Here is a 17,679-nt window from a genome sequence, read left to right on the forward strand (position 1 = left end):
CGTTTGATGCAAACGTAATTCGTTCTGCACGCGCCACACGACCGATACTCGGAAACACTCGATGAATGACACCGCACAACCACAATCCCATTCCAGCTCCAAACCTCAACCCGCATTCATCTATGGGACGGCCTGGAAAGAAGACCGGACGCAGGCACTGGTCGAACTTGCTTTGAAACAAGGCTTTCGAGCGATCGACACGGCAAATCAACGGAAGCATTACCACGAAGCCGCCGTCGGACGAGGAATCCAGTCCGCGATCTCTCAGAACCTTGTCACGCGGGACGAGTTGTTTCTGCAAACCAAATTCACGTTTCAGCGAGGGCAAGATCATCGCTTGCCCTACGATTCCAAAGCGTCCATCCCCGAACAGGTCAGGCAATCCTTTGAGAGCTCGCTCGAACACTTGGGAACAGATCACCTCGACTCCTATGTTCTGCATGGACCGTCACAGCGTGTGGGATTGACCGTCGACGATTGGGACGCGTGGCATACCATGGAAGCCTTGCATGACGAAGGACGCATCCTGGTCCTCGGGATCAGTAATGTCACGCCGGAGCAACTGCGATCGCTGTGTCTCGAAGCACGGGTCCGGCCCCGGTTTGTCCAGAACCGCTGCTATGCGGTACAGGGGTGGGACCAACAAACACGCGCATTCTGTCGCTCGAATGGAATCACCTATCAAGGCTTTTCGCTACTCACCGCCAACGTGGAATGGCTCAACCACCCCACACTGCGGGGTATTGCAGCACGACATCAGCGGACCGCCAACCAGATCGTCTTTCGCTTTGCGCTGCACGTCGACATGCTTCCGCTAACCGGCACGACCGATGCGCTCCATATGAGGGAAGATCTTGACGTCTTCGACTTTCAACTGAGTGCCGACGAAATCCGCCAGGTAGAACTGCTGGCGATCGGCTGAGCGGGCGAGCCCAATCCAATCCGTGTTTTCCTGATGCTCAACGAGCAACTCTCGGATTGACTTCACGAACATATTCGTTAACCTGCGTCGACACGAATATATTCGTTCATCCTGACAAGGAGCGTCTTGATGCCGCGGAGCCCGTCGAGCCAGCCCAACGATGTCGAACTAGCGATCCTGCGAGTCGTATGGAAGCTGAAATCCTGTACCGTGCGGGAAGTGCATGAAGTCCTTCAAACCGAACGAACCTGCGGCCCCACCACCACCCTGAAGATGATGCAGGTGATGTGCGAAAAGGGTCTGCTGAAACGCGATGACTCGCAGCGACCCCAGCAATATTCGCCCGCGGTCCCTGAAGAGCAGACACAACAGAAAATTGTTGGCGATCTCATTCGGAAAGTGTTTGGCGGTTCCGTCCGCAAACTGGTGATGCACGCTGTGCAAACCGAATCGATGAGTACAGACGAACTCGCCGAGATTCGAAAACTGTTCGACAATTTGAAAGGACTCAAATGATGTCGCCCGATACATGGCTCGAATCGTTGTTCGTCGTGAGTCTCGGCTGGGCCATTGTGCACTCGCTATGGCAAGTGCTGGCGATCACCCTGGTGCTCGTCGCGGGATTGCCGGCTTTGCGACGACATGGCCCGCAGGTCACCTCAGTCGTGTGCTGTCTGGCCCTGTGTCTCAGCCTGTCCCTGCTTGTTATGACATTTGTCATGTGTCTTAGCACGGCAAAGCCCAATGAAGCCTCAAGGGGCTTCGTGACGCAGCAGCCTCCGCTCGAAACCACTCCAGTTTTATCAGGTCAACAAATTGGAGTCACTTTCGAAATAGGCGCCGCAGAGCGTCCCATCATCGAACTCGAGTCAGAAGGGCAGCAATCGAAACTGCCCATACCGATCTCGGATAATGTCAACGCGTTCATCGCCGAAGCGACCACCGCTCCGCCTTCAAATAACCTCGGGCCACGCCATGCGTGGTTTCCGCTGATTGTGGCGAGTTGGTTCGTGGGAGTCTTGCTGCTGTCGATATGGAACTGCGCCGCATGGTTCGCGGCGAAGCGCCTGACACGTACGGCAATTCTTCCCGTGACGGCTCACATCGAACAAGCTGTCGCTCGCATGGCATTCGACCTGGGATTGCGTCGGTCTGTTCGAGTCCTCCAGTCGATGATCGTCAAATCACCAGTGGTCATTGGGGCCTGGAAGCCAGTCATTCTGTTACCGGTTTCACTGATCCTCGAGCTTCCGCCGGATCAGGTCGAAGCATTATTGGCACATGAGCTGGCTCATGTGCTGCGACAGGACTACTTGATCAATCTCTTACAGACGACCATCGAAACTCTCTTATTTTATCACCCCGGTGTCTGGTGGATCTCCCGCCAGGTTCGGATCGAGCGGGAACACTGTTGTGACGATCTCGCCCTTCGGCTGACCGAGGACCGCACTGTCTATGCGAAGGCCCTAGCCGCCGTGGCCGGGGTGCGAACGCCGACGATCATGCCTGCCGCGAGCGGTGGACTGCTCGTAGAACGATTGCAACGCATTCTTGGAGTCGCACGCCCTGAACCGGCACATCCCGCGCGCTGGATGGCGGGTCTCACATTGCTCTTGCTGTGCGGCATTGTGACAGGAGTTTGCCTGCAACCAGAAAGAACGGCGGTCGCGGACTCGCAAGTCTCACAATCCGATTCCACGTCAGACGAATCGAAGCCGGACGACGAAGAAGATGCGGTAGCGGGCCTCAATGATCTGGATGCATACCAGGGGGCTCAATCCATGTCGATGCACCTGGATTTCCCCACAGATGCAGGTCCACTTCAAGAATTGATCGAACCACAGGCCACCACAACAGGTGCCATGCGCGTTCGCGTCGTTGGACCTGACGGAAACCCTCTACCGAATTCCAAACTACATGCCTCGATCTGGACGGACGAAAAAGGATTCGGCAACCACGGCTACGAGACTGACAACGAAGGCGTCTGCATCATCAGGCTACCAAAGACGCTCACGATCCTGCGCGTCTGGGTCAGCCAGGAAGGGCATTGTCCGCTGTTCATCGAATGGTGGCCGAAGGAACGTCCCGACGAACAGCAGATTCCTGCAGAATTCACCTTTTCGATGGAAAAAGGAACCACCATCGCAGGGTTCATCAAAAACAGTGATGGTCAACCGGTTGCCAACGCTCGAATTCAAGTTCACTTCGAGCTGGAAGCGAACGAGAATAAGCACCAATACCGGTACAACGGTGCTCTGGCGGACGGCGAGAGTCCGGAGATCGATCAGGTCAATGGGCCGCGGTTCACGGACGATCAGGGACGATGGACCCTCGACAACGTTCCGGCAGAGACCAATGCGAAGATCAATCTCTTCCTGACACACCCCGACTACATTAGCGATCAGCACTGGGGAGGGATTCAAAACAAACAAAAGATCACGTTAGAGGCACTTCGCAATCAGACCGCGACCATTACGCTCGAACGCGGTACTTCCGTGACCGGAAGGGTCCTTGACCCGGCAGGTCAACCTGTGGCAAATGCGGTCGTCATCTGGGGTGAAGACCCTGTGATGCAACCCGGCCGACAAGAAGTCCGTTCAGACGCGGACGGACGATACCGAATTCCTGCATTCCCTCCAGGACGAATTCGCGTGACGGTCGTCGCCAAAGATTGGATGCCCGATAGCCGAATCATCGCGGTCAGGCCGGGAATGCCGGACTATGACATTTCACTGAAACAGGGCAAGCCGCTGAAAGTTCAAGCCGTCGATTCGACAGGCAAACCGTTGAGCGACGTCGACGTCGAGATCGAACGATGGCGCCAATCAAAGGCCCTTTACAATTCAAACCGATCCGAAGCTCTAGATTTGCAGATTCCAAATAAAACCGACGGGCAGGGCGTGTTCGTATGGGATTGGGCACCGGATGATGGCGTCTCGTACGTCTTCTATAAAGAAGGATATTCACCGACATCCCAAACCCTTGTCGCTGGCGACGCAAGCCCTAAAACCATCGTGCTTCGCAACTCGGCCCCTCGTGCCACAACGATCTCGGGAATCGTTCGTGACGCGACGACCGGTACACGAATTGACAGGTTTCTCATGATTCCGGTGGACCACTTCGACGAACATAGCTCGTTGCTCGAACGCACAAATGCGCGCGCCTTCACTGCAGGCCAGTTCGCATACAGTCTGTTCCGTAACGACATCAAAGTGGATCTACAAATCGAGGCGCCCGGTTACCGCGTCTTCAGAACATCAGGCCGCTATCGACTCGGCGACAAGAGCGACGTGCTCGACGTGCAACTCGAACCGATTGGGAAATACACAGGCCGCGTCATAAGTCCCGAAGGGAATCCAGTCAAAGCCGCCAACGCCTTCATCGGCACAGCGAGTCAGGAAATCAAAATCCACAATCTTGATCAAAGAATTCGTGCTGAAGAGCAGAACTATGTGGTCAGATCGGACTCCGCAGGTGGATTTGAGATTGTCCCGCAACGAGACGATTACTCAATTGTCGTTATCGCAAATGAGGGATACGCCGAAGTGACCCGAAAGGCCGCTGAGGTGCCGGGAGAGATTCACCTCAAACGATGGGCGAAACTTACTGGACGGCTTGTCCAATCTGGCAAGCCAGTTCCTGATTTCACGATCGATTTTTCCACGATCGATGTCTACGCGAAGGGGATACCGCACATTGCCAATCAGCAAACTACGGTCACCGACGCCGACGGCCGATTCGTCTTCGAACGGATTCCCCCGACCGCAAGCTCTGTTAGTCCTCGCACGCACTTCAATCAGAATTCGATCCTGACATCGAGCCGATCCTTTCCCATGAATCCTGCTCCAGGCGAGACGGTCTACGCCGCGTTTGGAGAGGAAGGGGCCGAGATCACCGGGCAGCTTGTCGTCGAGCAGCAACCAAAGACGTTTCCTTACCAGATCTCGCGCAGTTATCTGATTGCAAAGCGGCCCGGCGTGGTTCCTCCTCCATCGCTCACGGGTAAGGGATTTGAGCAACGACTTGGCTGGTCCGAATATCTCTTCGGCACAGTCGAAGGGACTCAATATCTCAGATTGCTCGACCATTGGCTTGTTAAGCCCACCGCGAGCGGAAAAATTCGCATTTCTGGCGTTGCCCCTGGCGAGTACGACCTGTTGATCGCTCTGCACGGTTCGTCCGATCGCGGATTCAATCATCCGATCGCAAAACGTGTGATTCCTGTTTCGATCAAGTCCGGTCAAAGGCAAGTCGACTTAGGTCAGTTCGTCATCCCGGCGCACCCCATCGCGAAAGTCGGTGACACGGCCCCCGATCTGCAATTTACCGATGCAAACGGCAAGCAGCGCAGCCTCGCCTCGGAACAGGAGAAGTATCGGCTGATCAGTTTCTGGGCGAGCTGGTCCGATTACGGCTTGAATCAGATAAATGACTTGGAACAACTACGCCAACAGTTCGAGCAATCACACCAGTTGGTCGTCATCGGCGCGAACCTGGATGAGAATCCCGAGAAGGCCCGGTCGCTACTCAAGTCCAAAGACATCTCGTGGCCGCAAGCGTTTCTGGGCGACTGGTCGAAATCGAACGTTCCGCGTCAATTCGGAGTCGATTTCCTGCCCACGTATGTACTGATCGATCCCAAGGGCAAAATCGCCGCACACACGTTTTCGCTTGAGGAGATTACCAAGACGCTGAATGCACAGAAATCGAATCGAGATTGATCATCACGGCCGGACGGGTTGCGTCCATGCTCGTTCGGATTCGCCGACCTCGGACGGATTCGGATGGGCACGCGACGATGTGATGCGCGCCCGCACATAAAGCTCTTCGCCGGTGAAGGTGTATGTCGCGGATGTTCCGGACTCGGATTTCAAGACTTTGCCGATTTGATCGGAATACTTGCGCGTGACCGGAAGTTCGTTCCCTTCCTGATCGAGGATCGGTTCGCTCGTCGGGTCGAACCCCTTCATCGTGCCAATGAATTCAATGTTGTATGTTGCGTCGGCATCCGGACGAACCATCACTTCAAGGCTTCGCGCATTGACACTGATCTTGTCGAGTGTGACACCTGATGAAGCATAAAATCGCCCTGCTTCCAGCGAATGAATTAGTGCGGCAGGATCGAGTTGATCGGCGAGCACCATGACCCAGCCGCGACCGGGTTCGCTCTTTCGCGAGGGAATCTCGTGATAGTTATGGCCATCGTCGGTGGCAAGACCGTAGAGCAGGGGAAGGTCGAGTTCGGTCAGCCGCCGCGCATTGATGATGTCCCAGATCCGTTCAGTCGACGCGTGTATCGGATCACCCGAATTATTCACGCCGGGATGCCCGTTGTAGACTTCGAAGAAGTTTTCTCCACGAATCGGAGCGAGATCTTCTGCGGTGATGCCCCAGCCAAAATTGGGATGATTGAGGTGAATCATCATCGGCCGTTGTGTTCGTTCGCGCTGAGCGATCAAGGCATCCACATTGTTTTGAATCGCCTCGGCAACGCTCGATCCGTGCATCGGCGGAATCGCGGATGACAGGTTGGTCGCGCAGAGGTGAATCGGACGCTTTGCGAAGGCATCGCTGATCTCTTCACCCTGAATCAGCAGGAACTGATCTTTGACATTGAACTTCGCAAATACCTCGTCAAACCGCCTGAGCCGAATTTCCGGTGTGCCATCCGTGGTGCGTTCGTCGATCCAGTCGGGCAGGCGTGCTTTCAGCTTGTCATACGCCTTCTGCCCACCCTTGGTTTTTTCGATCGGTTTCCACAGATCACGATCGGCAAGCGTATTGTGGTCAGTGAAGCCCAGAAAATCGTAGCCGTGATCGCGATACCAGAGCGTGATCATCTCCAGGTAGTCGTCTCCGTCGCTCCAGTGCGAATGGGTATGCAGATTCCCGCGAAACCATTTCAGCGGGCCCGCAGCCTGAAGCGTATCGGCCGTGGCCTGCTCCATGCGTGTTGGACGTGATAGACCGATCGCCATCGCGAAAATCGTGACGACGACCAGCCCCAAGCAGTACGGGCGAAACCGACGATTGACGATCATCAAACATCCTCAGAAACAGGAACTGGTACCTAGGGCGCGATCGCTTTTAGGCTCAAACTTGTCTCAGGTCGAACAAAATTGATGCGGCTCGCAGATCGACGAGCACGCCACCATGTCGAGTGTTGGACGAGCATCATCAATCTGCGAAACTTCCTTAAGTCGATTCTGACGATTTTTGAGGATTCAGCAAAGGAACACACCATGCAGCCGCTTATCGAATACGAACACAGCCAGGGACTGGTCCGCGAGGTTTTCGATGACATCCGCGCGACACGTCAAACGAACGAGATCAACAACTTCTGGAAAGCGATTGCCAATCATCCACCGACGCTACAACGAACCTGGGCAACGCTGAAAGACGTGATGGGCTCGCCGGGAGAACTCGATCCGCTCGTACGAGAGCTTATTTACATCGCCGTCAGCGTCACGAACGGGTGCGACTATTGCATCGCCTCACATCAAGCGGCCGCGATCTCCAAAGGAATGACGCAGGGGATGTTCGGCGAATTGCTGAGCGTCGTTGCCGCCGCAAACATGACGAATCGACTGGCCAACGGCTATCAGGTTCCTGTTGACGACAAATTCAAGCAACCAACCGTGATCGCCAAGTAGTAGCCGCGAGAGGGTCGATCTGACGGGAATCGATCGAAAATTGTAATCTCTAAATTTTCTGAAGAACCGGAACGCGATTCGTATCACCAGCGCGTGGGTAAGGATGTTCGAACGAACAAGCTCGTCGCATTGTGAGGTCCGGAGAGCGTTTATGATGGTGGGGAACTTGTTGATTGGCTGTGCCGGGTGGTCAATTCCGTTCAGTCAGCGCGATCAGCTACCAGGCGAGGACAGTCATCTGGAGCGATATGCACGTCACTTCAATGCCGTCGAGATTGTCAGCTCGTTTCATCGGCCTCACCGAAAATCGACGTATGCTCGGTGGGCCGCCAGCGTGGAGGATTCCTTCCGATTTTCCGTCAAGATTCCGCAAGAGATTTCTCACGAAGCTCGCTTGCGAGGAACGGGACATCTGCTTGAGGAATTTTTGTCCGAATGCACCCGTCTGGGCGATCGGCTCGGCTGCCTGCTGTTGGAACTCCCTCCCACACTTCACTACGACCCCGCCATCGTCGGTTCATTCTTCGAACAGTTGCGGCGGATGGTAGATGTTCCCGTCGCATGCGAACCCAGGCATGTCTCGTGGTTCAATGACGATGTTGATCAACAGCTCGCCAGTTTCCGAGTCTCTCTCGTGGCTTCCAATCCTGATGCGTTGCATTCAGGGCGAGGAAAATCCCATGGGGGTTGGACTGAAATCGCTTACATCCGATTGCCCGGAACACCTCGAGTGTACTCATTACAGCATGACCCGTTTCACTTGACGCAACTGGCGGATCAATTGAGACACCTGTCACAATCGCGGAAAACGACGTGGTGCATTTTCGATAACACGACACTTGGCACCGCCATCGAAAACGCGATGGAACTCACACAACTTTGTCGCCCCACACCTCTATAACAGCGGCCGGAGGTCATGAACCGACCGCCCCTGCAATAGCACAGTTGGTTTTGATTCTCTGTGTCTCCGTGCCTCTGTGTCTCCCTTTCGTCCAATGTGATCCCTAAACAGGTTCAGCGTACCTGTGGGGCCAGTGGGGGGTGAAAGAGACACAGAGGCACGGAGACACAGAGAAGGCGGCGCGGGGGGGGGTTAGATCACATAGTCCGTGCGGGTGCCTCGGAGGTCCATTTCGTATTCGATCTCTTCGATGGGCGGACGCGTGTAGTGCCAGAGTGCACCATGAATGCTGGCGGCGCCGATTCGGCCAAGGACGATCTCAGGAAGCAGTGGCGTCAGTGAATGGGCGGTGTAGACGTCGACGGTATTCACCATGGACCAACTGACACCCAACCCCTTCAGACGGGCTTCCATCAAGTCCATGACGTAACGGGCTTTGGTTATCAATCCGCTGGGCGAGGTGTCACCGAGAGCAATGATCCCATCGCGTTCGAGAACGCCCTCGGGCAATTCTCCCGCGCCCGCCACCACAAAGGTCGCTGGCTGGCTCGCGGGGCAGGGCTGTGAGAACGAAAATCCATACAGTACGGGTTCCGTCGGGGGAACCAGCACCGGTGCGACATTTGTGCGTGCGATCGGATTGACACCGTTCACAAAAACGCCCCAATCCTGCAGGATCTTTCCGTACTCGCCATTGAATGCCGCAAAACCAGGAAACGTGAACGGCTTGGGCGAGCGGAGTTCGATTCCACACAGCGCTGCCTTCGGTCGGTTGCGAGCGGCCAGGAATTGAGAGATCTGCTCAAATCCCTGACGATAAGGAACCGGCTGTTGAAATGTCACGTGCGCGACTTCATGACCGGGACTCGAAACGACTCCACAAGAGTACGGGGCGATGCCTGGCAGGAATCGGTAGTTGCCAGTCGGATGATCGGTGAGGGCCATGCGTGTCTCTGGAGTGAAAAGGATTGTGCTTCGGACGGATGAAAATCAGATCGCGGGTTGATCTCACAAGAGCAGGATTAAATCAATTCGGGAATGGGCTGCTGTGCGTCGACCACGTACTGCGGTCGACCGTTGAGATCAGGTATCGTGGTCGTCGTGTGATCAATCCCCAAATTGTGATAGAGCGTGGCAAAGACGCTGGGAACGTCGACCGGTCGCGCAATTGCGACTTCGGCATTGCGGTTGGTCGCACCAATCACCTGACCCGTTCGCATTCCACCGCCCGCGAGAAGGGCAAACATGACGTTGGGCCAGTGATCGCGACCAGCGGTGGCATTGATTTTCGGAGTTCGACCGAATTCTCCCCAGACGACGACAGAGACATCTCGATCCAGACCGCGTTCGTGCAGGTCCGACACGAGCGCCGCCAGCCCCTGATCCAAGAGCGGGATCACTCGTCGTCCGTTGACGAAGTTGTTTCCGTGCCAGTCGAAGTCGGCGAACGCGACCGTCACGCAGCGAGCCCCCGCTTCGACCAGCCTTCGAGCGGTCAGGAATTTGGACATGTGCGCCTGATAACCCAGGTTCGAATAGGGCAGGCAGTTGGGATCGTCCTGACCGTAACGTTCGCGGACTTTGGGGTCTTCTCGTGTCAGGTCCAGGGCCTCGACCAATCGATTCGACGTCAGAATTCCCAGCGCGCGCTGTGTCAGTTCGTCATCCTTTGCCGCAACAGCACGATGATCAACGCGACGGCGAAATTCATCAAAACTGGACATCAGCCGGTGACGATCATCCAATCGCGTCAAGTTCGCACCGCTAAGGACCATATCTTCAAGCCCGTCGCCGGACGGCTTGAAAGGCGCATGCCCCGATCCGAGAAAACCAGGACCGGGCAGGTTGTACGGTAGATGCTGCATGGGCATCGACAGATCGATCGCCGCCGGAACCGAAGGGTCAACGGGTCCGAGAAGTCGCGACAGCACGCAACCGAGCTCGGGAAAACCACCCTGAGGCTGTGAACGGAAAGTTCGACCGGTCACGCACTGGAAGGAGGAATGACGTTCTTCCGCACCCACGATCGAGCGGATCAAGGCGAACTTGTCCATCATTGTGGCGACCCGAGGCATTAGCTCCGAGATTTCGATGCCGGGGACGTTGGTGGCAATCGGCTTGAATTCACCGCGGATCTCGGCCGGGGCGTCTGGCTTCAGATCGACCATATCCTGATGCGGCGGCCCACCGGTCAGGTAAACCATGATCACCGACTTGTGTGACTGGCGAATGCCGACAGCCTGTTCAGCCCGCAGCAGGCGAGGCAGCGTCAGCCCCCCCAGTGCGAGTGATCCAATCGAGAGGAAGTCTCGCCGCGGCAGTTGATCACACAACTGAAATCGATGCCCCTGAATCGTCAACATCTCAATCTCTCTCCCGCTTCCTCGTGCGAGTGCACACTTCGGCCACCCGGCTCAAACAGGAATACTTCCTTGATCCGAAATCATGGCTCAGATCCATTCCCGTCGCTACCCATCAACATACGAAGATGTCATGATTTTTCGGAATTCGCTTGCGCAGTTGCTGTTGTCACGATGGAACGGATGTGGCCGCGCATCGGAGCGATGACAAAACCATAACGCGGCCAGGTTTCAAAAGTATTGCGTTCGCAAGCCCATTTGCCGTGCTCAACAGAAAGAAACAAGGCCTTCATGCACGACTTTCAACAACTGAATCGACGGCAATGGCTTGGCACAGCAGCAGGCGCATTATCACTCGCGACACTCGGTCGAACAGGCAAATTGGCGGCAGCGGCGGCGGTACGTCCGCGCGTGGCGGCCGTCTTGACGGAGTTTACCTATCGCAGCCATGCGCACGTCATTCTCGAGAATTTTCTGGAACCCTATCTATTCAATGGGCAAGTCACGGAATCGGGGATGGACGTGCCATGCATGTACGTCGACCAATTCCCAGAAGGTCGCGACCTGGCACGCGACATCGCTCTGAGGTACGGAATCAAAATCTACCCCACGATTGCCGAAGCGCTAACATGTGGCGGTGACAAACTGGCCGTGGATGCCGTTCTCTCAATCGGCGAGCATGGAAAATATCCCATCAACGAACGCGGTCAGCAGATGTATCCGCGAAAGGAATTCTTTGACCAGATCGCCGCAGTGTTCCGTCAGAGCGGCCGCTCGGTTCCGGTCTTCAACGATAAACATCTTTCGTATCGGTGGGATTGGTCGGTCGAAATGATGCAGACCGCGCAGGAACTCAAGATTCCATTCATGGCCGGAAGTTCCGTTCCGCTGGCCCAGCGTCGCCCTCCATTTGAAATGCCATCCCAGGCAGTCATCGAAGAGGCCGTCAGCGTTCATAGCGGTGGGATGGAGTCTTATGACTTCCACGCGATGGAGGTCCTGCAATCGCTGGTCGAATCGAGAAAGGGAGGCGAGACGGGAGTTAAAGAGATCCAGGTCCTGGAAGGCGACGCCGTCTGGAAGGCGGCAGACGAGGGTCGTTGGAATGAATCGCTCGCCGCAGCAGCGATGAAAGCGGCCGAAGGAAAAGAAGTCGGGCCGCTGCGAACATTCGTCGAACCCGCAACCGGACAGCAGCATCCGGTCCACGTGATCCTGATCACCTATCGCGATGGCCTGAAAGCCACCGTCGTGCGAATCGGTGCCAGCGCCACACGATGGTGTTTTGCCTGCAAAGTCGCGGGGAATCCGGAACCGCTGGCAACCAGCTTTTATGTCGGCCCGTGGCAGAATCGCAATCTCTTCAAAGCCCTGTCGCACGCCATTCAAGTCTTCTTCCGAGAAGGGAAGGCCCCATACCCCGTTGAACGAACGCATCTCGTGACGGGGATGCTGGCCGCGGCCATGGATTCGCACTTCGAGCAGAACAAACTGCGGGCAACCCCGCAACTGGACGTGATATACCAGCCGACCGACTACAGGGCGATGCGTGAAATGGGTGCCTCATGGAAAATCGTCACGGAAGAAACCCCCGAAGCGCCAGGCATCGATTCCCGACGATCTCTCGCAAAGTAACGCTGAAAACTCTGCCTTCTCTGTGTCTCCGTGCCTTTGTGTCTCTTTCACCCCCACTGGCCCCACAAGTACGCGGAACGCACTTAGGGACCACATTGGAGGACGGGAGACACAGAGGCACGGAGACACAGAGAAGAAAAGGGGTGGGCTGCAAGCTTACTGTGCTTTTCTCGACGGGAAATTGACGATGACTTTGATGGCGCCATCTTTACGGTCGCGGAACAGTTCGAAGGCTTCCTGCAGTTTGGCGAGCGGATATGTGTGTGTGATGATCGGTGCGACGTCGATGCGTCCTTCTTCGATCCATCGCATCGCCAGCGGGAAATCGCGGTGGAAGTCGGGGTTTACCGATGTGTAAACGGTGACATTCTTGAAGAAGAGATCGCGCCAGCGCAATCCATTCAGAAACTGGGGTGGAACACCAAAACACAACAGTTGGCTGTCGCGTTTGCACAAATCGATGCACAGATTGAGTTGCTGGTCTTTGTGTCCCACACACTCGACAACCACATCGGGCAGGTCTCCGCCCAGAATCTCTTTCACCGCATCGACCGCATCCACCTTGGAGTTGCAGACGGTATCGGTCGCACCCATCTTCCGACTGACCTGAAGCCGGCTTTCGATGAGATCAATGCCGATCACGCGACGCGCCCCCATATTGCTGAGAGCCGCGTTCATCAACTGTCCCATCGGACCCTGTCCGACAATCGCCACATCCCGATCGAGCATGTTCGGCAGTTTTTTGAGGGCGTAGATGGCCGTTCCCAACGGCTGGGCCATCAGTGCTTGTTCTTCGGGAACATTTGTCGCAATGCGAATCGCCCGGTTTTCATCCAAAACGAAGCGCTCGGACAATCCCTGCTGCATCAGCGGTACGGCCAGAACGCGTTCACCAACGCGCCATCGCTTGCCGTTTGTGGCAGTGATCGTGCCGATCATTTCATGCAGCGAATGTCCTTGTTCGATCGGCCATTCGTCCCACCCGTTGAAGTAAGGCAAATCCGACCCACACAAGCAGGTCGTTTCCGGTTGGAAGATGATTTGCCCGGACATTCCCGCTGGCGGAGTCGGATCGAGGACCGGTTCAGGAACATCGATCAGGCGAATCTTTCCGGGCGCATACATATCAGCGGTGAGCATCGGCGGAGAACCCCCACGTGTCAGAGAACGATGAGCAGACGTGATCGAACCTTGGCATTGCTAGGATAGTGCAGGGGGGCGATAGGCATCAACAGTGATTGATCTACACTGGTTCAGCAAGCGGTTGTCGCGGTCAGATGGATTTCCCGTCGTTACCTCTTGTTAACGACGCAACGCTTCCTCTCTCGCGTCATTTCGGATGCGTCGGAAGCGTTGCCAGCAGGGCTTGGCGAAGACGAACAGCGTGCAGAACGATCTCAGGTCACCGTTTCGCTCGACAGAAAACGAGGGAACGAGTTTGGCACACCATGAACAGAGCCCGGCTTGAGAACAAGCCGGGCTCTGTGATTCGAACATTTCAGCAGATCGAGCGATTACTTCATCGCAGCTCGTTCGGCTTTGTCTTTCTTACGTTTTTCCACCACTTCATCCTGCAGACCACGCGGCAGCATGGAGTAGCGAGAGAATTCCATGGTGAACGTTCCCTTACCCTGCGTCATCGAACGAAGTTCGTTGGCGTAGTCGAACATGCTGGCCAGTGGCACTTCGGCCTCGATCGTGGCGACGCCCATGTTCGTTTCGGTGGCACCGACGACACCTCGTTTACTGGAGATGTGACCGGTGACGTTCCCCTGGAATTCGTCGGGAACTTCCACTTCCAACTTCATGATCGGTTCCAGCAAACCGATTGCCGCCTTCTTCAGCGTTTCCCGCATACAGTCGAATGCACAGATGCCGAACGCCATTTCAGACGAGTCGACGTCGTGGTAGCTACCGTCTTGCAGGATCATCTGAACATTCACGACTTCACATTCACACAACGGGCCTTTCACCAACGCTCGTTGGAAACCTTCGTCGATCGGCTTGATGTATTCCTTGGGAATACGACCGCCGGTGACATCGTTGACGAATTCGTAAGCGATCGCGCTGTCTTCTGGCAGTGGCACCAGCTTGCCGACAACGTGACCGTACTGCCCCGAACCACCGGTTTGCTTCTTGTGCTTGTAGTTGAATTCAACTTCTTTCGTCGGTGTTTCACGGTACGCCACACGGGGCTGACCGATGATACATTCGACGCCGTATTCACGCTTAATGCGTTCCACATAGATGTCGAGATGCAACTGCCCCATCCCGGCGATCAGCGTCTGACCAGTTTCTTCATCGGTCAAAACACGGAACGTAGGATCTTCGCGGCGGAATCGCTCCAGGGCTTTCCCCAGCTTGTCGGCACCGTCGCGTTTCGCGGGCTCAATGCTCAGACGAATCACAGCATCGGGAACGAAGATGCTTTCGAGTGAATAGTTCACACCATCACCGCAGAACGTATCCCCCGACGCGCAATCGACACCAACCAGAGCGACGATATCACCGGCTTCGGCGACATCGACGTCCTGACGATCGTTCGCGTGCATCCGCACCAACCGACCGAAACGGACTTTCTTGCCCGTACGGGTATTGATGTAGCTGTCGCCCTTAACAATCTTGCCCTGGTAGAGTCGGGTATAGGTCAACTGTCCGTATTCTTCCACGACCGTCTTGAATGCCATGCAGACAAGTGGTTTCTTGGGATCGGATTCAAGGGTGACGCGGTTCCAGTTTGGTTCCTTGCTTTCCTCTTCCGATTTCGGCTTTTTGCTCTGGTCGATCGCGGTCATCTTGCGATCGAGCGGGCAGGGCAGGTAGTAAGTAACCGCGTCGAGGATCTCTTGCACACCCTTGTTCTTGTAGGCCGAGCCCATCATGACCGGGGTGATTTGTTGCGCAAGGGTTGCCGTACGAATGATCTTGCGAACTTCGTCAACGGGCGGCTCTTTCTCTTCGAGCAGCATTTCCATCAGCGGATCGCTGAACAGCGAAAGCTGTTCGAGCATGTGCGCACGGGCGGCAACCGCCTTTTCCTTGTACTCTTCGGGAATCTCTTCGTGACGGATGTTTTCGCCATCGTCACCATCGAAGAAGATCGCCTTCATCGTGATGAGGTCGATCACGCCCTGGAATGCCGATTCGCGCCCCATCGGAATCTGAAGCGGAACCGGGGTGACGTGCAGTTTCTCTTCGATCTGCTTGATGACCTTATCGGGATTCGCACCGGTACGGTCCATCTTGTTGATGAACGCAATACGTGGAACTTTGTACCGCTTCATCTGGCGGTCGACGGTCAGCGACTGGCTTTGCACACCACCGACGGAGCAGAGGACCAGGATGGCGCCGTCGAGCACGCGCAGCGAGCGTTCGACTTCTACAGTGAAGTCGACGTGGCCCGGCGTATCGATCACGTTAACGATGTGGTCCGCCCATTTCACCTGCGTTGCCGCGGCGGTGATGGTAATTCCCTTCTCGCGTTCGAGTTCCATGAAGTCCATCGTCGCGCCGACGTTGTCCTTCCCTTTGACCTCGTGGATCGCATGAATGCGTCCCGAGTAAAACAGAATTCGCTCGGTAAGAGTCGTTTTTCCCGAGTCAATGTGAGCCGAGATACCGATGTTGCGGACTTTTTCGAGGTTCATGGTGATGCTGTTGAAACGCGGTCGGGGAACAGTGCGATCTCGGAGACGGTCTGCCGAGACCTAATCGGGGAACAACAGTTCCGTGACATCCAAAGCCGCTAGAAGGCTTCGACTCACACGGACCCACTGTCAAGAGTTGTGCGAAAGAGAGTTGAAGAATGCCTCGTGAAACGCCCAGAGCGAGAGTGCTAATAGATGGTCCACCACAGAGAGGCCACTGCGATGAACCTTAGCAAACTGACCGAATCGTGCATTCCCGGAGCATGAGCGAGTCCTTAAAATTCCGTCGTGAAATCGCGATTGATCGTAACAGTACGACGAACTTCCCTAGTCAACTCGAAGATGCCACGTCGGGTGCCTTCACGCAAAATCGTGAGGGCGAGCGTACCTGCTGCATTCATGCACTGATCGGCATTCATCCTTAAATGTTCACTTATCCTAGCAATTGACCCAGATTTCGGGAAGAGCGATTTCAAATGATGAACGTTTTTTCTCGTTCGTTGAGAGTGCCGCCACGCGAGTTACGTGAAACGTGTGTCACATGGCGAGGCACAACATTGCCCTTCGGGGCTGTACATCTATCCTCACGCCCGTACGACGCGATGTCGCGGCAAAAGTGAGGCAATAAAAAACGCCTTCCGGTCGGGGCGGAAGGCGTCAAGACTGCCAACAGTCGGGGCGAACTACGGTTTAGTAACGACCGCCACCACCACCGCCGTAGCCACCACCACCACCACTTCGTCCACCGCCGCCGCCGCCGCCGCTACGGCCGCCGCCACCACCTCCTCCGCCGCCGTATCCACCGCGACCGCCACCGCTTTCGCGAGGACGAGCTTCATTCACCGTCAACGTTCGGCCCTGGAACTCCGCTCCGTTCAGTGCGCCGATTGCTGCTTCGCCACCGTCAGACATTTCCACGAAGCCGAAACCGCGTGAACGGCCCGTTTCGCGATCCGACACCACCTGCGCCGAGCTTACATTGCCGTGTTGGCTGAACAGCTCGCGCAGGTCATCAGCCGTGCAATTGTAAGACAAATTACCCACATACAGATTCTTGCTCATCGTCGTCCTTTGCGAGCCCTAATGGCTCTCTGAAACAGGTCATAGGCTGTTACATACTGCAACAGGGAAGACTCCCGCCAAATCAGCGACTTCAAAACCGCGGCATCGAGAGCGCCAAGAAACCATCCCGACGGCTTCTTGTTTCTCGAGAGCAAACGGACCTGACGGTTGCCGAGGAGCGTCACCGGGTTTGACTGACTTGGACGCGGCAAGAGAGGACTCAGGACAGCGGGCAAGCAAGAATACGGTGTGCGAAGTGGCGATCATCTTCCTACCCCGGCAAGCCCCTGCCCGCCGGAGTGAGAAGTGTTATTGCACGTTAGATCAAAAAAGAAAACGCTGATTCTTCGGTTTTTGCCAGAAAAACGGGAGCATTCTCCAAGTTTTTCTCTGCCGTGATTCGACGTAACCTCGCGGCAAATCCGCCGCGGAACGTGGCCAAGATCAAGACCTTTCAGGATTGCAATATCAAATTCACTCCGCCACTGACAACAACGCT

At 55.7% G+C, this 17,679-nt stretch carries 13 protein-coding genes; 6 read left to right on the plus strand and 7 right to left on the minus strand.

Annotated elements, in window-relative coordinates:
- Nucleotides 1–61 precede the first annotated feature (61 nt).
- The 3 genes from OSO_RS0129405 to OSO_RS48780 all read left to right on the plus strand — a co-directional run bounded on the left by OSO_RS0129405 (nucleotide 62) and on the right by OSO_RS48780 (nucleotide 5,643).
- The gene (locus OSO_RS0129405; RefSeq protein ID WP_010586545.1) at nucleotides 62–922 is read left to right on the plus strand and encodes an aldo/keto reductase family protein; all 861 of its coding nucleotides are present in this window, start codon (nucleotides 62–64) and stop codon (nucleotides 920–922) included.
- 129 nt (nucleotides 923–1,051) lie between these two features.
- Complete coding sequence (locus tag OSO_RS0129410; RefSeq protein ID WP_010586546.1) at nucleotides 1,052–1,438, plus strand: BlaI/MecI/CopY family transcriptional regulator; 387 nt, start codon at nucleotides 1,052–1,054, stop codon at nucleotides 1,436–1,438.
- Entirely contained in the window at nucleotides 1,435–5,643 is a 4,209-nt protein-coding gene (locus tag OSO_RS48780) for a carboxypeptidase regulatory-like domain-containing protein (RefSeq protein WP_083842999.1), read from the plus strand. The genes OSO_RS0129410 and OSO_RS48780 overlap by 4 nt, the downstream gene beginning before the upstream one ends.
- Before the next feature lie 3 nt (nucleotides 5,644–5,646).
- Here the strand turns inward: OSO_RS48780 and OSO_RS0129420 are convergent, their stop codons facing one another.
- Nucleotides 5,647–6,963 carry a CehA/McbA family metallohydrolase domain-containing protein gene (locus OSO_RS0129420; RefSeq protein WP_010586548.1) on the minus strand — a complete coding sequence of 439 codons (1,317 nt, stop codon included), beginning with the start codon at nucleotides 6,961–6,963 and terminating at the stop codon, nucleotides 5,647–5,649.
- Nucleotides 6,964–7,164: 201 nt separating this feature from the next.
- Between OSO_RS0129420 and OSO_RS0129425 the strand changes: the two genes are divergently transcribed.
- Together OSO_RS0129425 and OSO_RS0129430 are read left to right on the plus strand one after the other, a co-directional pair.
- A complete protein-coding gene (locus tag OSO_RS0129425) occupies nucleotides 7,165–7,575 on the plus strand; it encodes a carboxymuconolactone decarboxylase family protein (protein WP_029247612.1) in 411 nt (136 codons plus the stop codon).
- 151 nt (nucleotides 7,576–7,726) lie between these two features.
- Entirely contained in the window at nucleotides 7,727–8,476 is a 750-nt protein-coding gene (locus OSO_RS0129430) for a DUF72 domain-containing protein (RefSeq protein ID WP_010586550.1), read from the plus strand.
- 192 nt (nucleotides 8,477–8,668) lie between these two features.
- On the opposite strand, the gene cnbZ is transcribed toward OSO_RS0129430, so the two are convergent.
- The 3 genes from cnbZ to OSO_RS51050 all read right to left on the minus strand — a co-directional run bounded on the left by cnbZ (nucleotide 8,669) and on the right by OSO_RS51050 (nucleotide 11,129).
- Nucleotides 8,669–9,421, minus strand: coding sequence for a 2-amino-5-chloromuconate deaminase CnbZ (gene cnbZ / locus OSO_RS0129435; protein ID WP_010586551.1), 753 nt, complete (start codon nucleotides 9,419–9,421; stop codon nucleotides 8,669–8,671).
- Nucleotides 9,422–9,498: 77 nt separating this feature from the next.
- Nucleotides 9,499–10,839, minus strand: a complete 1,341-nt coding sequence (locus OSO_RS0129440) for a DUF1501 domain-containing protein (RefSeq protein ID WP_010586552.1) — start codon at nucleotides 10,837–10,839, stop codon at nucleotides 9,499–9,501.
- A gap of 128 nt (nucleotides 10,840–10,967) precedes the next feature.
- Nucleotides 10,968–11,129, minus strand: coding sequence for a hypothetical protein (locus tag OSO_RS51050; RefSeq protein WP_157605519.1), 162 nt, complete (start codon nucleotides 11,127–11,129; stop codon nucleotides 10,968–10,970).
- Between OSO_RS51050 and OSO_RS45685 the strand changes: the two genes are divergently transcribed.
- Nucleotides 11,128–12,471, plus strand: a complete 1,344-nt coding sequence (locus tag OSO_RS45685; RefSeq protein WP_010586553.1) for a hypothetical protein — start codon at nucleotides 11,128–11,130, stop codon at nucleotides 12,469–12,471. The two genes, OSO_RS51050 and OSO_RS45685, sit on opposite strands and share 2 nt — an antisense overlap.
- A 156-nt stretch (nucleotides 12,472–12,627) precedes the next feature.
- Here OSO_RS45685 and OSO_RS0129455 read toward each other — a convergent pair whose 3' ends face one another.
- The 3 genes from OSO_RS0129455 to OSO_RS0129475 form a co-directional block, all read right to left on the minus strand.
- Entirely contained in the window at nucleotides 12,628–13,611 is a 984-nt protein-coding gene (locus OSO_RS0129455; protein ID WP_157605520.1) for a zinc-dependent alcohol dehydrogenase, read from the minus strand.
- Between the two features lie 374 nt (nucleotides 13,612–13,985).
- A complete protein-coding gene (fusA, locus tag OSO_RS0129465; protein ID WP_010586555.1) occupies nucleotides 13,986–16,118 on the minus strand; it encodes an elongation factor G in 2,133 nt (710 codons plus the stop codon).
- Between the two features lie 690 nt (nucleotides 16,119–16,808).
- Nucleotides 16,809–17,180 (minus strand): RNA-binding regulator, encoded by a 372-nt coding sequence (locus tag OSO_RS0129475; protein ID WP_010586556.1) that lies wholly within the window; start codon nucleotides 17,178–17,180, stop codon nucleotides 16,809–16,811.
- Between the last annotated feature and the right edge of the window lie 499 nt (nucleotides 17,181–17,679).

Source organism: Schlesneria paludicola DSM 18645 (genome assembly GCF_000255655.1).
Taxonomy (GTDB): Bacteria; Planctomycetota; Planctomycetia; order Planctomycetales; family Planctomycetaceae; genus Schlesneria; species Schlesneria paludicola.

Excerpts from the sequence above, each read along its gene's own strand:
- OSO_RS0129410 (WP_010586546.1), top strand. The coding sequence starts at position 1,052 with ATGCCGCGGAGCCCGTCGAGCCAGCCCAACGATGTCGAACTAGCGATC.
- OSO_RS0129420 (WP_010586548.1), bottom strand. The coding sequence starts at position 6,963 with ATGATCGTCAATCGTCGGTTTCGCCCGTACTGCTTGGGGCTGGTCGTC.
- fusA (WP_010586555.1), bottom strand. The coding sequence starts at position 16,118 with ATGAACCTCGAAAAAGTCCGCAACATCGGTATCTCGGCTCACATTGAC.
- OSO_RS0129405 (WP_010586545.1), top strand. The coding sequence starts at position 62 with ATGAATGACACCGCACAACCACAATCCCATTCCAGCTCCAAACCTCAA.
- OSO_RS45685 (WP_010586553.1), top strand. The coding sequence starts at position 11,128 with ATGCACGACTTTCAACAACTGAATCGACGGCAATGGCTTGGCACAGCA.
- OSO_RS0129430 (WP_010586550.1), top strand. The coding sequence starts at position 7,727 with ATGATGGTGGGGAACTTGTTGATTGGCTGTGCCGGGTGGTCAATTCCG.
- OSO_RS48780 (WP_083842999.1), top strand. The coding sequence starts at position 1,435 with ATGATGTCGCCCGATACATGGCTCGAATCGTTGTTCGTCGTGAGTCTC.
- OSO_RS51050 (WP_157605519.1), bottom strand. The coding sequence starts at position 11,129 with ATGAAGGCCTTGTTTCTTTCTGTTGAGCACGGCAAATGGGCTTGCGAA.
- OSO_RS0129455 (WP_157605520.1), bottom strand. The coding sequence starts at position 13,611 with ATGCTCACCGCTGATATGTATGCGCCCGGAAAGATTCGCCTGATCGAT.
- OSO_RS0129440 (WP_010586552.1), bottom strand. The coding sequence starts at position 10,839 with ATGTTGACGATTCAGGGGCATCGATTTCAGTTGTGTGATCAACTGCCG.
- OSO_RS0129475 (WP_010586556.1), bottom strand. The coding sequence starts at position 17,180 with ATGAGCAAGAATCTGTATGTGGGTAATTTGTCTTACAATTGCACGGCT.
- OSO_RS0129425 (WP_029247612.1), top strand. The coding sequence starts at position 7,165 with ATGCAGCCGCTTATCGAATACGAACACAGCCAGGGACTGGTCCGCGAG.
- cnbZ (WP_010586551.1), bottom strand. The coding sequence starts at position 9,421 with ATGGCCCTCACCGATCATCCGACTGGCAACTACCGATTCCTGCCAGGC.